Source organism: Variovorax sp. 10L421 (genome assembly GCF_056395365.1).
Genome location: NZ_JBFTJJ010000012.1, coordinates 121,054 through 134,433 on the forward strand (window position 1 = coordinate 121,054; position 13,380 = coordinate 134,433).

Genomic DNA, 13,380 nt, shown 5'->3' on the forward strand with positions numbered 1-13,380 from the left:
ACGCATCGAATCGAGAAGAGGCGCGTCATCCCAGTGCCTGCCGATAAACGTCGATGTACTGTGCCGCCGCAGTGGCCCAGTCGGCGGGCCGGCGCATGGCGTTGCCCCGCACGCGCCGCCAGTCGGGCGCGCGTTGGTACAAGGCAAAGGCGCGGCGCACGGCGCGTTCGTAGCTCTGGACATCGAAGCTGTCGAACACGAAACCGGTGGCGCCCCCACTGGCGAGGTCTTCGAGCGAGCTGTCGACCACCGTGTCGGCCAGCCCGCCGACGCGGCGCACCAGCGGCAGGCTGCCGTACTTGAGGCCGTACATCTGCGTGAGGCCGCAGGGCTCGAAGAGCGAAGGCACCAGCGTCACGTCGCCCGCACCGAACAGCTGGTGGGCCAGCGTCTCGTTGTAGCCGATGGTGGCACTGACCGACTGCGGCGCGGCCGCCGCGCGCTGTCTGAAGGCTTCCTCGAGCCAGGCCTCGCCGCTGCCCAGCAATGCGAGCTGGCCGCCCTGGGCGAGCAGCGCGTCGAGCCCGCCGAGCACCAGATGCAGCCCCTTCTGCTCGGTGAGCCGGCTCACGAGGATGAAGAGCGGCGCATCCGGCCGATCGGCCAGCCCCAGCTGGTGCTGCAGCACCGACTTGCAGCGCGCCTTGCCGGCCATGTGGCGGCCTTCGGGCGTGTGATAGCCCTGCACCAGCGCGGCGTCGGTCGCCGGGTTCCAGACCTGGTCGTCGACCGCGTTGAGGATGCCGGTGAGCGCGCTGCTGCGCAGCCGCAGCAGGCCGTCGAGCCCGCAGCCCTGCTCGGGCGTCTGGATCTCGAGCGCATAGGTCGGGCTGACCGTGGTGAGCCGGTCGGCGAAATACAGGCCGCCCTTCATGAACGAAACCTGCCCGTGGTACTCGAGACCGTTCATCTGGAACGCGGGGCCGGGCAAGCCGAGCTCCGCGAAGTTCCACGGCGCGAAGAGGCCCTGGTAGGCGAGGTTGTGCACTGTGAAGACACTGCCCACACGCGGGCCACCGGCCTGCCGCGCGAAGTGCAGGTAGGCCGGCGCGAGCGCGGCGTGCCAGTCGTGCGCATGCACGACTTCGGGCTGCCACAGCGGATCGAGCCCTTGCGCCAATTGCGCCGCGGCCCAGCCGAGCAGGGCGAAGCGGCGGTGGTTGTCGCCGTAGGGCTGGCGCGAGGTGTCCTCGTAGGGATTGCCGGGCCGGTCGTAGAGCACCGGCGCATCGATCACGTAGGCCGGGATGCCGGGCGCCCCATCGATGTCGACATGCCCGAGGCTCAGCCCGAAGCGCTCGCCCCAGGGCGCGTCGAAACCGGCCACGGGCGCCAGGTCGCGCACGCCCGAGACGATGGCAGGAAAGCCCGGCAGCAGCACGCGCGCGTCCTGTCCTGCGGCCATGAGCGCCAGGGGCAGGGCACCGGCGACGTCCGCCAGGCCGCCGGTCTTGAGGAGGGGGAAGAGTTCGGCGCTGACCTGGAGGATTCGCATCGTCAGTGCTGCCTCCGTGCAAGGTGGGATGGCACAAAGACCTGGTTTCTTTCAGGAATACCGCGGAACCGGCTTTGCCGGGCCGCTGGTATTGCCCCCGGCGAGGGGGTTGGCGAAGCGACACGAAGTGCGCGAAGACTGGGGGCGAATCTCATGCAGCCAGTCGTTTGAGCATCTCGCGCGTGACCAGCACCACGCCGTTCTCGGTGCGCTCGAAGCGCGCTGCGTCGACTTCGGCGTCCTCGCCGATCACCATGTCGTCGGGGATCACGCAGCCACGGTCGATCACCACGCGGTTGAGCCGGGCACCGCGCCCGACTTCCACGTCGGGCAGCAGCACCGCCTCGTTGATCTCGCAGAAGGAGTGGATGCGCACGCCCGAGAACAGCACCGAGCTGCTGACCTTGGAGCCCGAGACAATGCAGCCGCCCGACACGATGGTGTTGACCGTCATGCCATGCTTGCCCTCGCGGTCGAGCACGAACTTGGCCGGCGGCAACTGCCGCTGGTAGGTCCAGATGGGCCAGTCGGTGTCATAGATGTCGAGCTCCGGGGTGATGGAGGCCAGGTCGAGGTTGGCTGCCCAGAATGCATCAATCGTGCCCACGTCGCGCCAGTAGGCCTTGGCGTCGGGTCCGCGCGAGGCCCGCGTGACGCACGACAGGCCGAAAGGATGGGCCAGCGCGCGGCCCTGGGCCACGGCGCGGGGAATGATGTCCTTGCCGAAATCGTGGCTCGAATCGGGGTTGACGCTGTCTTCTTCGAGCAGCTGGTAGAGGTACTCGGAGTCGAACACGTAGATGCCCATGCTCGCCAGCGCCACGTCGGGATGGCCGGGCATGGCGGGCGGGTCGGCGGGCTTTTCGAGGAAGTCGGTGATCCGGCGGCTCTCGTCGATGGCCATCACGCCGAAGGCCGTGGCTTCCATGCGCGGCACTTCGATGCAGCCGACCGTGCAGCCCAGACCGTGCTCGGCATGGTCCTTGACCATGATCGAGTAGTCCATCTTGTAGATGTGGTCGCCGGCCAGCACCACCACGTAGTCGTGCTTGGTGGAGCGGGTCTGGATGATGTCGAGGTTCTGGAACACCGCGTCGGCCGTGCCGCGGTACCAGTGCTCGTCGCCCACGCGCTGCTGGGCGGGCAGCACGTCGACCATCTCGTTGAGCTCGGCGCGCAAAAAGCTCCAGCCGCGCTGCAGGTGGCGCATGAGCGAGTGCGACTTGTACTGCGTGACCACCGCCATGCGCCGGATGCCGGAGTTCAGGCAGTTGGACAGCGCGAAGTCGATGATGCGGAACTTGCCGCCGAAGTACACGGCCGGCTTGGCGCGCCGGTCGGTCAGCTGCTTGAGGCGGGAGCCGCGTCCGCCGGCCAGCACCAGGGCGATGGTGCGGCGGACCAGTTGATGGGCCTGCAGCTCCTGCGGGGGCTGCGCTTGCGGTGTGAGGTTGTCCATCCTGAGTCTCCGTTCGTTCGCTTGTTGGAATTCATTCGCCGTCAGGGTCTCTGCATCGAGACTAGCACCGCGCCGTGCGCCTGGCTCCTACGTTCTTGCGATCCCGATGCTTGAAAAAGGCACTTGCGCCGTGCCGCCGAGCGGCCGGCCCATCTCACCCGGATCGTCCTCGGGATCGGTGGACAGGCGCAGGCGCCAAGCGCCCGCGGGCAGCCTGAAGGACACAGCCTGCGGGCCTGCGTTCACCAGCACCAGCCACGAGCCGCCGTCGCCGGCGCCATCGCCGAAAAGGATTGCAAGTGCCGTGCCCGTGCGCCAGTCGCCGGCCGTCATCGGTTCGCCGTCGGGGCGCAGCCAGCGGATGCCCGGCGGCATGCCCTGCGGCGTCTCGGGTGGCCACCAGCGGGTGCTGCGCAGGGCCGGGGCTTCGCGGCGCAGGGCGGCCAGGCGCGCCACGAAGGCGCTCGTGCGGGCCGCGTCGCTGTCGGGGGCGGAGGCGCCGATCCACGCGAGCCATGTGGTCTCGTTGTCCTGGCAGTAGGCGTTGTTGTTGCCCTGCTGGCTGTGGCCCAGCTCGTCGCCGGCCAGCAGCATGGGTGTGCCCTGTGACAGCATCAGCGTGGCGAGCAGCGCGCGCTGCAGGCGGCTGCGCAGGGCCAGCACGGCGGGGTCGTTGCTCGGCCCCTCGACGCCACAGTTGTTGCTCATGTTGTGGCCATGGCCGTCACGGTTGCCCTCGCCGTTGGCGAGGTTGTGGCGCTCGTTGTAGCTCACGAGGTCGCGCAGCGTGAAGCCGTCGTGCGCGGTGACGAAGTTGACGCTCGCGGCCGGCGCGCGGCCGCGATGGGCGAACTGCGTGCTGGAAGCGGTGAAGCGATGGGCGAAGTCGCCCAGGCCGGCCCTGTCGTCGTGCGCCTGGCGCAGCCAGAAGCCGCGCTGCGTGTCGCGGTAGCGGTCGTTCCATTCGAGCCAGCCCGGCGGGAACTCGCCGAGGCGGTAGCCGCCGGGGCCGATGTCCCAGGGCTCGGCGATGAGCAGGGTGCGCGAGAGCACCGGGTCTTGCGCGATGGCGGCGAAGAAGGGCGCGCGTGGGTCGAAGCCTCGCTGCGCGTCGCGCCCGAGCACCGGGGCGAGATCGAAGCGGAAACCGTCGACACCCATCTCGCAGGCCCAGAAGCGCAGGCTGTCCGTCACCAGCTGCAGCACGCGCGGCTCGCCGAGATTCAGGCAGTTGCCCGTGCCGGCCCAGTTCTCGTAGAGGGCGCGGTCGTCGGGGCGCAGGTGGTAGTACAGCGCGTTGTCGATGCCGCGCAGCGAGAGCGTGGGACCGAGCTCGTCGGTCTCGGCGCTGTGGTTATAGACCACGTCGATCACCAGCTCCATGCCACGTGCGTGTATGGCGTCGGCCATCGCGCGGAACTCGCTGGCGGGCGTGGTGCCGGCGCGGCCGCTCCAGTAGCGGGCCTCGGGAGCGAACCAGCCGATGGTGGTGTAGCCCCAGTAGTTGCTCAGGCCCATGCGCAGCAGGCGCTGCTCGTCGGCGCGGTGCTGCACGGGCATGAGGCTCAGGGTGGTGGCACCCAGGCGCTGGAGGTGGTCGAGCACGGCGGGCTCCGCGAGGCCGGCGTAGGTGCCCCGGAGTGCCGCGGGGACTGCGGGGTGGAGCCTGGTCTGGCCTTTGACGTGCAGCTCGCAGAGCACGCGCTCGCCGGCGGGGATGCGGGCGTGGCCGGATGCCGCTGCCGGACCGGCGGGTTGCGCGACGCGGGCCTTGAGCGCGACGGCTGCGTTGTCGCGGGCGTCCCTCTGGGCCGGGTTCGCGGGGTCGTGGCCCAGGAAGATGTCGCTGCCGTCGTAGCTGCCGACGATCTCTCGGGCGTAGGGGTCGAGCAGCAGCTTGGCTGGGTTGAAGCGCTGGCCTTCGTGGGGGGACCACGGGCCGTGGACTCGGTAGCCGTAGACGAGGCCGGGCTTGCCGCTGGGCAGGTGGCCGTGCCAGATGCCGTCGGTGCATGCCGGTAGGTTGAGGCGCTGCTGCTCGCTCTTGCCGGTGCTGTCGAAGATGCAGAGCTTTACTGCTTCTGCTGTTGGCGCTGCTATTGCGAAGTTGACTCCCTGTTGCGAGGGTGTTGCGCCCAAGGGGTAGGGGGTGCCTGGGCTCAGCATGTTGCTACCTCCGGCGGGTGGTTGCTTTCCGGGGCCGGGACTCGCCCCGGCGGGCGACTCACTTTCTTTTGCTTCGCCAAAAGAAAGTGAGCAAAGAAAAGGCGACCCCACTGTCTGCGACCCCTTCGCTGCGCTACGGGGCAACCTGCGGTGCTCGCGTTTCGCGGGGTCTCGCAGAACTCGCTTCGCTCAAACAAGGGCGAGCCCTGATCCGCGAAACGCTCCGCTCCTCGGCGCAGCCAGAGGGGAGGGGAACCCTCCCGGGCCTTCGCTTCGCTCGGCCCCCATGCGGCTGCAGGCGCGCAGCGCCTGCAGCCGCCCCGCGCCGAGCGAAGCGATGGCGCGTTCGGTTTTCCAATCCCTTCTGGCTGCGCCGAGGAGCGCAGCGGTTCGCGGATCAGGGCCCGCCCTTGTCTGAGCGAAGCGAGTTTGGGCGGGACCCCGCGAACCGCGAGCACCGCAGGTTGCCCGGAGCGAAGCGCAGGGACGCAGACAGTAGGGTCGCCTTTCTTTTGCCTACGTTTCTTTGGCGAAGCAAAGAAAAGTAGGTCGCCCGCCGGGGCGAGACCCGGCCCCGGGAAACAAACCAAGTCAAGCAACGTCAAGCCAACACCCACATCACGGTAGCCAGTGGCGGCACACTGATCGAAACAGAGTCCGCCTTCCCATGCCATGGCACGGGAGAACTCTCGACAACGCCGTTACCGACCCCACTGCCCCCATAAATCGAGCCGTCCGTATTGACAATCTCCCGATAAGAGCCAGCACAAGGAACCCCCAGCCGATACCCATGCCGAGGCACCGGCGTGAAATTGCAGACCGCCACCACGAACGCCCCATCCCGAGCCCGCCGAACAAACGCAAACACCGACTGGTCCGCATCGTCATGCACGATCCATTCGAACCCCGCGCCCTCATGGTCGAGCTCATGCAGCGCAGGAAAGTGCCGATACACGTTGTTCAGGTCGCGCACCAGCCGCCGCACCCCTTGATGCGCCGCATGCTCCAGCAGATGCCAGTCGAGGCCGCGGTCGGCATTCCACTCCGCGTACTGCGCGAACTCGCCCCCCATGAACAGCAGCTTCTTTCCCGGATACGCCCAGAGGTAGCCATACAGGTTACGCAGGCCCGCGAACTTCTGCCACTCGTCGCCAGGCATCCGCCCGATCATCGAGCCTTTGCCGTGCACCACTTCGTCGTGCGACAGCGGCAGCACGAAGTTCTCGCTGTGCGCGTACATCAGCCCGAAGGTGATCTGCTGGTGGTGATGCTTGCGGTAGACCGGATCGGTGCCCGCATACGCCAGCGTGTCGTTCATCCACCCCATGTTCCACTTGTAGTGAAAGCCCAGCCCGCCGTCTTCCGGCGGCCGGGTCACGCCGGGGAAGCTCGTAGATTCCTCAGCCACCGTCACGGCCCCGGGCCGCTCGATGCCCACCACGCGGTTCATGCGCCGCAGGAAGTCGATGGCCTCCAGGTTCTCGCGCCCGCCGAGCACGTTCGGCACCCACTCGCCGGCCTTGCGGCTGTAGTCGCGGTACAGCATCGAAGCCACCGCATCCACGCGCAGGCCGTCCACGCCGTAGCGCTCCAGCCAGTACAGCGCATTGCCGACGAGGTAGTTGCGCACCTCCGTGCGTGCGTAGTTGAAGATCAGCGTCTGCCAGTCGTTGTGGAAGCCTTCGCGCGGGTCGGCGTACTCGTACAGCGCGGTGCCGTCGAAGCGGCCGAGGCCGTGCGAATCGGTCGGGAAGTGCGCGGGCACCCAATCGAGGATCACGCCCAGCCCTGCGGCATGCGCCGCTTCCACGAAATGCCGGAAGTCGCCCGGCGTGCCGAAGCGCGAGGTGGGCGCGTAGAGCCCGATCGGCTGGTAGCCCCATGAGCCGTCGAAGGGGTGTTCGCTGATCGGCAGCAGCTCGATGTGCGTGAAGCCCATGTCGCGCGCGTAGGGCACCAGCGTGTCGGCCAGCTCGCGGTAGTCCAGCCATTCGTGGCCGTTGTTCTTGCGGCGCCACGAGCCCAGGTGCACTTCGTAGATGCTGATCGGCGTATGGCGCCCGTTCGCGGCGGCGCGGCCTTCGGGCAGCTTCACCGGCGCGGGCAGGGGCTGCACCACGCAGGCGGTGTCGGGCCGCAGCTGCGACGAGAACGCGAAGGGATCGGCCTTGCGCAGCACCTCGCCCTGCGCCGACAGGATCTCGAACTCGTAGCTGTCGCCCACCGTCACATGCGGCGCGAAGATCTCCCACACGCCGCACTCGCGGCGCAGCCGCATCATGTGGCGCCGGCCGTCCCAGTTGTTGAAGCTGCCCACCACCGACACGCGCTTTGCGTTCGGCGCCCAGACGGCAAAGGCCACGCCCTTCACGCCGTCCATCTCGCGCAGGTGCGCACCCAGCCGCTCCCACGGCCGCAGGTGCGTGCCCTCGGCCAGCAGCCACACGTCGGTTTCGCCGAGCACGAACGGAAAGCGGTAGGGGTCTTCGAGCCGCGAGGTGTGCGCCTCCCAGTCGACCTGGAACGAGTAGCCCATGCGGGCCTCCGCGGCCGGGACCAATCCGCTGAACAGGTCCGATTCGGCATGCCGTGCCAGGATCGCAAGCGGCCAGCCGGTGCGCGAATGCAGCACGGCCACGCGCTGCGCACCGGGCAGCAATGCGCGCACTTCCAGGCCTTCGGGCGTCTCGTGCGGGCCCAGCACGGCGAACGGGTCGCCATGCTCCGCGCGCATCAGCGCATGGACTTCGGATTCGGGCAGCGGCTTGGAGGAGGGCATGGTGCTCAGCTTTGTCCTTCGGCGGCGGGCGTGCCGAAGAAGACGCCGTACGGCGCCAGCGCGAGCATGCGCTTTCCGCCTTCGGCCTGCATGACGGCGCTCGGCGCGAGCGGATGTCCGACGAGAGGCATCAGGGCTTCGGCCAGCGGCATCGAAACCGGTTCGCTCCCGAGGTTGAAGACCGCCTGCAGCGACGAATGCCCGTCGCGCCGCTCGAAATGCAGCAGAGGGTCGGGCGCATCGATGAAGCGGATGCCGCCGGTGCGCAGCAGGGGCTGCGTGCGCCGCCAGTGCAGCAGCGTGCGGCTGAAGGCGAACATCGAATCGGGCCGCGCGGCCTGCCGTTCGACGGCCAGCGGAAGGTGGGGGCCGTACACCGGCAGCCAGGGCGTACCGGTGGTGAAGCCGCCGTTCGGCGCCGCGGTGGTCCACGGCATCGGCGTGCGGCAGCCGTCGCGGCCCTTGAACTCGGGCCAGAACGCGCGGCCGTACGGGTCCTGCAGCAGTTCGAAGGGCACTTCGGCCTCGGGCAGGCCCAGTTCCTCGCCCTGGTAGATGCTGGCGCTGCCGCGCAGTGCGAGCAGCAGCGCCAGCCAGAGCCGGTCGCGCCGGGCGTCGGCCGGGCCGCCGTCGCTCCATCGCGTGGCGACGCGCGGCACATCGTGGTTCGACACCGCCCAGCAACCCCAGCCGCCGGTGGGCGCCAGCGCGTCGTCGAGCGCCTCGACCTGGTGGCGCAGGTGGGCGGGGCGGTGGTCTGCCGTCAGCAGGCTGAAGCTGTAGGCCAGGTGCAGGCGCTTGCCGAGCTCGGTGTATTGCGCCATGACGGGCGGCGCGTTCTCGTCGCCGACCTCTCCCAGCGCCACCGCGCCGTAATCGTCGAGCAGGCGGCGCAGGCTTTCGAGGAAGGCCAGGTTCTCCATCTGGCTCTTGTCGTACAAGTGCTGCTGCATCGCGTAGGGGTTGTCGGCGCGCACTGTGCTGACCCCGTCGATCGACGCCGGTGAGGCCGGCGGGTTGTCGCGCAGCAGCGCATCGTGAAACTGGTGGTTGCAGGCGTCGAAGCGAAAGCCGTCCACGCCGCGCTCGCACCAGAAGCGCACCTCGCCCAGCAGGGCCTCCTGCACGGCGTCGCAGTGGAAGTTGAGGTCGGGCTGCTCGGCGAGGAAGCTGTGCAGGTAGTACTGCCGCCGGCGCGAGTCCCACTGCCAGGCCGAGCCGCCGAATACCGACAGCCAATTGGTCGGCGGCGTGCCGTCGGCCTTGGGGTCGGCCCAGACGTACCAGTCGGCCTTGGGGTTGTCGCGGCTGCTGCGGCTTTCGGCGAACCAGGCGTGCTGGTCGGAGGTGTGCGAAAGCACCTGGTCGATGATGAGCTTCAGGCCCAGCGCGTGCATGCGCGCCAGCATGGCGTCGAAGTCGGCCAGCGTGCCGAACAGCGGGTCGACTGCGCGGTAGTCGGCCACGTCGTAGCCGAAGTCCTTCATCGGCGAGCGGAAGAAAGGGGAAACCCAGACGGCATCGACGCCGAGGCTGGCCACGTGCTCGAGCCGGGACGTGATGCCCGGCAGGTCGCCGATGCCGTCGCCATCGCTGTCCATGAAGCTGCGCGGGTAGATCTGGTAGATCACCGCGCCGCGCCACCATTCGCTGTCGCTCTTGCTGCCCATGCCGGCCCCTGTGGTCTGAAAATCATTGTGGCATGCGAAATCCGGGCCACCCGCGAAGCTTTCTACACTGGGCGTCGTTCCCCGCTCTTCAAGATGACATCAGATTCCGCTTCCTCCCTCGCCGCGCTCGAAGCGCGGCTCGCCCAGGACCTCGAATATCTCGGCTGGCCCGGCCGCAACTGGATGCCCGCCCGACAGGCCGGCGATGAATCCATGCTCGACGTGGCCATCATCGGCGGCGGCCAGGCCGGCCTGGCCGCCTCGGTCGCGCTGGCGCAGCTGGGCATTCGCGCCGTGGTGTTCGACCGCTCGCCCGCGGGCAGGGAGGGCCCCTGGGCGACGACGGCGCGCATGGAGACGCTGCGCTCGCCCAAGGAGCTCACCGGCCCCGCGCTCGGCCTGCCGTCACTCACCTTTCGCGCCTGGTTCGAGGCCCAGTTCGGGCTGGAGGCCTGGACCGCGATGGACAAGATCCCGCGCCTGCAGTGGATGGACTACCTGGTCTGGTACCGCCGCGTGATGGACGTGGACGTGCGCAACGACACCGCGGTGGTCGGCATCCACCCGCTGCCCGATGCGTCCGGCGTGCGGCTGGCCCTGCGCACGCCGCAGGGCGAGCGCAGCGTGCTGGCGCGCCGCGTCGTCCTTGCGACGGGGCGTGACGGCCTCGGCGGGCCGGCCGTTCCGGCTTTCGTCGACGCACTGCCGCGCTCGAAATGGGCGCATTCGTCCGACGACATGGACTACGGCCGGCTCGAAGGCCTGCGCGTGGGCGTGGTCGGCGCTGGCTCCTCGGCCATGGACAGCGCGGCCACCGCGCTGGAGGCCGGTGCGCGCAGCGTCGAGCTGCTGATCCGCCGCAGCGACCTGCCGCGCGTCAACAAGGGCAAGGGGGCGGGTGTGCCGGGGCTCACGCAGGGGCACTACGATTTGCCCGACGAGCTCAAGTGGCGCATCCGCCACTACATCAACGTGGCGAACGTGCCGCCGCCGCACGGCAGCACGCTGCGGGTGTCGGGGCACACCAATGCCTTCTTCAACTTCGGTTGCCCCATCCTCGCCATCGAGCCGCGGGGCGAGGCCATGCGCGTGTCGACGCCGAAGGGGGTTTTCGAATTCGACTTCCTGATCGTCTCGACCGGCTTCAAGGTCGACTGGCCGAACCGTCCGGAGTTTGCCGGCATCTCGGCCCACATCCGGACATGGAAAGACCGCTTCGAGCCCGCGCCCGGCGACGAAGACCAGGAACTGGCCGACTCGCCCGACCTCGGGCCCGCCTTCGAATTCCGGCAGCGCGTGCCGGGCGAATGCGCGGGGCTCGGGCGCATCCACTGCTTCTGCTACCCGGCCGCGCTGTCGCACGGCACGGTGTCGGGCGACATCCCGGCCATCAGCGATGGCGCCAGGCGGCTGGCGAGCGGCATTGCCAGCCTGTTCTACCGCGAGGACTTCGACCACCACTACGCCAACCTCGAGGCCTACGCCGAGCCGGAACTGTTCGGCGACGAATGGACGCCCGCGCTGCCGCCCCAAGAAAGAAACCGACCATGACAAGCACTCCCCACGATGTGATCGATGCCGCCGTCCCGCTGGCGCCGGACCACCCCCTCTGGGCGCTGCGGCGCCAGCGCGACAAGGTCGTTGCAGCCACGCAGGGCAGCTATGACGCGATGTTCTCGCCGGCCGTCGAAGGCCTGTCGGTAAGCGAGCGGCTGCTCGTGGCGCTGCATGCCTGCCGCGTGTCGAAGGCGGACAGCCTGGCCGCGCACTACCGCGACAGGCTGGCGGCCGAAGGCGCGGATGGCGACGTGATCGCTGCCGTGGACGCCGGGCGGCCCGTGGCCGATGCGCGCCTGCAGGCCGTGCTGGCCTTCACCGGCAAGCTGATCGAGCGCCCCATCGAGGGCGACAAGGCCGCCGTGCAGTCGCTGGCCGCGAGCGGCCTCTCGACGCCCGCCATCGTGGCGATGAGCCAGTTGATCGCCTTCCTCTCGTACCAGATCCGCGTTGCCGCGGGCCTGAAGGCGCTGGTCGCCGCGGAGGCTGCGGCATGACGGCCCCGATCCGCATCAAGGGCTTCACCACCGAGGTGCTCCAGTGGAAGCCGTGGCTCGACACGGTGAACCTCGACACCGCCACGCCGGCCCAGCTGGCCGCACTCGACGAGATGAGCCCGCAGGCGCGCAGCTCGCCGTACTTCCTGGTGCTGGCGCATCAGCCCGAGATACTGCTGCAGCGCTCCATCGCTTTCAACGCGATCATGTTCGCACCGGGCGGCATGCCGCGTGCCGAGCGCGAGCTGGGCGCCACGGTGGAATCGCGCGTCAACGGCTGCGTGTACTGCGCCTCGGTGCATGCGCAGCGCTTCGAGCAGCTGGCCAAGCGCAACGACGTGATCTCGCAGGTGTTCGAGGAGCCGCAAGGCGCCGGCACCACGGCGCGCGAGAAGGCCATCGTCGCGTTCTCGATCCGTCTCGGTGCCGAGCCCGACAAGGTCTCGGCCGACGACGTGCGCGGGTTGAAGGAGGCCGGGCTGACCGAGCAGGAGATCCTCGACCTGATCCATTCGGTCGCCCTGTTCGCCTGGGCCAACCGGCTGATGCTCAACCTCGGGGAGCCGGTGTTCCCCGAAGCCGACGCTTCATAGGCGCTCGAGCAGCCCGGCGACGGTTTCGTTCGCCAGGCCCAGCGGTTCGAGCAGGTCGTTCTCGCAGCGGAAGTCGATGCCGTTGACCAGCGAGGCCGCATCCACGATGGTACGGGTCGCGGGCGTCGGCACGCCGGCGATGGCGCCCAGCGCCTCGACGAACGCCAGGCCGTAGGGCATGTCCTCGGTGACGTAGCGGGTGTTGGCCTGCGTGGGGCCGGGCGGACCGCCGCGCTTGGCGTGCAGCTCGGCGGCGATGTCCTCCAGCTTTGCCGACGCGGTGCCGAAGGAGCGCGCGAAATGCGCTTCGATGGGACCGAGCTCGATGCCGAACGCGGCGGCCACGGCGCGCCGCTCCCGGTCCAGCGCCTCGATCACGCGCGACACGCCGGGCGTCATGCAGTGGTACTGCGGCCAGTTCTCGGCGCGCTCGATGCGCGTCCAGTTGAACACCGCGAGCGGGCCGTGGGACTGCGGATTGACGTTGGCCAGGGCGCTCGCGAGGGCGCTGCCGTCGGGGAAGAAGCCGTCACCGAAGAGGGCGGTGCACAGCGCGACGGCCTCTTCCACCCGCGAGCCGGGCAGGGCGGAGACGCCGACCGCCTTGCGCCGCGTCATCACCCTGACCTGCGTGCCGGACTCGCGGCGCGCGGTCAGCACGGTCGTGCCGAAGCTGGCGACCGTGATCCGCCGGCCTGCGCGCGCAGCTGCTTCGTGCAGATAGAGCGAGGACAGCGAGGCCATCGAGCTGACGATCACGGTCTGGCCGTCGCGCAGGAAAGGGAGCAGCGCGTCCATCACGCGCCTGTGGCCGTTGACGGGGAGGGCGAGCAGCAGCACGTCCGAAGCGGCGCAGAGCCCGGCCGCGCCGTCGGCGACCTCGACCTTCACCGAGAACGACTGGATGCCGCAGGCTTCCAGCGGCTGAGTGCGCAGCCCGTCCGCGCCCCGGCCGCCCGGCGACCACATCGTGACGCCATGGCCCGCCCGCCGCAGCCACGCCGCGCCGGCCAGCGCGATCGCCCCGGCACCCGCAATGCCGACGTGATACCGCTTCGCCGCGACCGTCACAGGCGCATCCCCATTCGTGAACACCGTGGAACCGGCTTTGCCGGGCCACCGGTGTTGCCCCCGGCGGGGGGGTTGGCGAAGCGACACGAAGTG

9 protein-coding genes are annotated in these 13,380 nt (G+C 69.3%); 3 read left to right on the forward strand and 6 right to left on the reverse strand.

From position 1 onward, the window contains the following. Positions 1–25: 25 nt before the first annotated feature. The 5 genes from glgA to AC1DFC_RS17315 all read right to left on the reverse strand — a co-directional run bounded on the left by glgA (position 26) and on the right by AC1DFC_RS17315 (position 9,569). Entirely contained in the window at positions 26–1,495 is a 1,470-nt protein-coding gene (gene glgA, locus AC1DFC_RS17295; protein WP_007832706.1) for a glycogen synthase GlgA, read from the reverse strand. Positions 1,496–1,646: 151 nt separating this feature from the next. After that, entirely contained in the window at positions 1,647–2,954 is a 1,308-nt protein-coding gene (glgC, locus tag AC1DFC_RS17300) for a glucose-1-phosphate adenylyltransferase (RefSeq protein WP_007838645.1), read from the reverse strand. Between the two features lie 87 nt (positions 2,955–3,041). Next, positions 3,042–5,120 carry a glycogen debranching protein GlgX gene (gene glgX / locus AC1DFC_RS17305; protein WP_478179655.1) on the reverse strand — a complete coding sequence of 693 codons (2,079 nt, stop codon included), beginning with the start codon at positions 5,118–5,120 and terminating at the stop codon, positions 3,042–3,044. A gap of 601 nt (positions 5,121–5,721) precedes the next feature. Beyond that, the gene (glgB, locus tag AC1DFC_RS17310; RefSeq protein ID WP_478179656.1) at positions 5,722–7,899 is read right to left on the reverse strand and encodes a 1,4-alpha-glucan branching protein GlgB; all 2,178 of its coding nucleotides are present in this window, start codon (positions 7,897–7,899) and stop codon (positions 5,722–5,724) included. A gap of 5 nt (positions 7,900–7,904) precedes the next feature. Then, positions 7,905–9,569, reverse strand: coding sequence for an alpha-amylase family glycosyl hydrolase (locus tag AC1DFC_RS17315; RefSeq protein WP_478179657.1), 1,665 nt, complete (start codon positions 9,567–9,569; stop codon positions 7,905–7,907). Positions 9,570–9,662: 93 nt separating this feature from the next. Between AC1DFC_RS17315 and AC1DFC_RS17320 the strand changes: the two genes are divergently transcribed. From AC1DFC_RS17320 to AC1DFC_RS17330, 3 genes are read left to right on the forward strand one after another with little or no spacing between them, the layout of a single operon-like run. Then, complete coding sequence (locus AC1DFC_RS17320; protein ID WP_478179658.1) at positions 9,663–11,120, forward strand: NAD(P)-binding domain-containing protein; 1,458 nt, start codon at positions 9,663–9,665, stop codon at positions 11,118–11,120. Next, positions 11,117–11,623, forward strand: coding sequence for a CMD domain protein (locus AC1DFC_RS17325; protein ID WP_413334159.1), 507 nt, complete (start codon positions 11,117–11,119; stop codon positions 11,621–11,623). The genes AC1DFC_RS17320 and AC1DFC_RS17325 overlap by 4 nt, the downstream gene beginning before the upstream one ends. After that, positions 11,620–12,216, forward strand: a complete 597-nt coding sequence (locus tag AC1DFC_RS17330; RefSeq protein ID WP_413334158.1) for a peroxidase-related enzyme — start codon at positions 11,620–11,622, stop codon at positions 12,214–12,216. The genes AC1DFC_RS17325 and AC1DFC_RS17330 overlap by 4 nt, the downstream gene beginning before the upstream one ends. On the opposite strand, the gene AC1DFC_RS17335 is transcribed toward AC1DFC_RS17330, so the two are convergent. Next, positions 12,211–13,311 carry an NAD/NADP octopine/nopaline dehydrogenase family protein gene (locus tag AC1DFC_RS17335; RefSeq protein WP_478179659.1) on the reverse strand — a complete coding sequence of 367 codons (1,101 nt, stop codon included), beginning with the start codon at positions 13,309–13,311 and terminating at the stop codon, positions 12,211–12,213. The two genes, AC1DFC_RS17330 and AC1DFC_RS17335, sit on opposite strands and share 6 nt — an antisense overlap. Between the last annotated feature and the right edge of the window lie 69 nt (positions 13,312–13,380).

Bases quoted from the DNA above. Each gene is read 5' to 3' on its own strand.
- AC1DFC_RS17320 (WP_478179658.1), top strand. From the start codon at position 9,663: ATGACATCAGATTCCGCTTCCTCCCTCGCCGCGCTCGAAGCGCGGCTC.
- AC1DFC_RS17330 (WP_413334158.1), top strand. From the start codon at position 11,620: ATGACGGCCCCGATCCGCATCAAGGGCTTCACCACCGAGGTGCTCCAG.
- glgA (WP_007832706.1), bottom strand. From the start codon at position 1,495: ATGCGAATCCTCCAGGTCAGCGCCGAACTCTTCCCCCTCCTCAAGACC.
- glgC (WP_007838645.1), bottom strand. From the start codon at position 2,954: ATGGACAACCTCACACCGCAAGCGCAGCCCCCGCAGGAGCTGCAGGCC.
- glgX (WP_478179655.1), bottom strand. From the start codon at position 5,120: ATGCTGAGCCCAGGCACCCCCTACCCCTTGGGCGCAACACCCTCGCAA.
- AC1DFC_RS17315 (WP_478179657.1), bottom strand. From the start codon at position 9,569: ATGGGCAGCAAGAGCGACAGCGAATGGTGGCGCGGCGCGGTGATCTAC.
- AC1DFC_RS17325 (WP_413334159.1), top strand. From the start codon at position 11,117: ATGACAAGCACTCCCCACGATGTGATCGATGCCGCCGTCCCGCTGGCG.
- glgB (WP_478179656.1), bottom strand. From the start codon at position 7,899: ATGCCCTCCTCCAAGCCGCTGCCCGAATCCGAAGTCCATGCGCTGATG.